At 46.9% G+C, this 1,048-nt stretch carries 1 protein-coding gene; it reads right to left on the reverse strand.

Annotated elements, in window-relative coordinates:
- Positions 1-1,000: Na+/H+ antiporter NhaC family protein (locus R7E47_RS25290; RefSeq protein ID WP_318085560.1), on the reverse strand; the 1,000-nt coding region annotated here is incomplete at its 3' end.
- Positions 1,001-1,048 lie beyond the last annotated feature (48 nt).

Consider the following 1,048-nt stretch of genomic DNA (forward strand, 5'->3'; position numbering starts at 1 on the left):
GCGGTTTGTTGTCACCAATACTTGTAGACAGTGACTGAACTAGGGTTTCTACGCCACCTGTTTGCTTCATTACCGCTGCAAAACCCGCAGCTGCGATCATGATAAAGCCGATCATCGCCATCATGTGAACGCCTTTGGTGAATACGTCGTGGGTTTCCTTCCAAGCGATAACGCCACCAAACGTGAACACCATAAAACCAGCAAGAGCACCGATGATCATTGAGCCGGTGTAAAGCTGAACACCAAGCGCGGCAATAATACCAAGTGCAGCCACTAGGATGTGCTGTTTGTTAATGCTGTGGTCGGTTTCGTGAACCACCGTCAGTTCTGTTTCTTTGTACTCACGAGGTTTTCGGTAGCTAACAAAAATGGCCAGTAGCAAACCAAAAATCATACCCGCGCCAGGAAGCAACATTGCGGTTGGTACTTGGCTTGCGACAACGTTCTCTAAACCGTTGTCATGCAGGTTCTTCAGCAAGATGTTGTTTAAGAAGATCCCGCCAAAACCAACAGGAAGCACCATGTAAGGTGTAATCAGACCAAAAGTCAGCACACACGCAATTAAGCGACGATCCAGTTTAAGCTTCGCAAATACGCCCAAAAGAGGTGGAATCAAAATTGGAATAAAGGCGATATGAACAGGAATTACGTTCTGAGAAGACATGGTTACGAGCACTAACGCCACTAATACAGCGTATTTAAGGCCAGTAGTCGATGCCGCACTTTCTTTGCCGTTTAGGCGTTTAATCACGCTTTTTGCGAGCAGGTCAGTGATACCAGATTTAGAAATGGCAACGGCGAATGTGCCAAGCATAGCGTAGCTAAGTGCAATCGTTGCACCGCCACCTAAGCCACTTTCGAAGGCCGCTACGGTATCGCCTAAGCTCATTCCCGCAACAAGGCCACCAACAATGGCACTAAACGTGAGGGCGACCACCACGTTTACACGCATCAATGCTAACACGAGCATGACGCACACTGATATAACGACAGGATTCATACTATTCCCAATATGTTGTGTTTACTTATTATTCTTCGTTAACAAGCG

It is taken from the genome of Vibrio sp. Vb1026, from assembly GCF_033338745.1.
Lineage (GTDB): Bacteria > Pseudomonadota > Gammaproteobacteria > Enterobacterales > Vibrionaceae > Vibrio > Vibrio alginolyticus.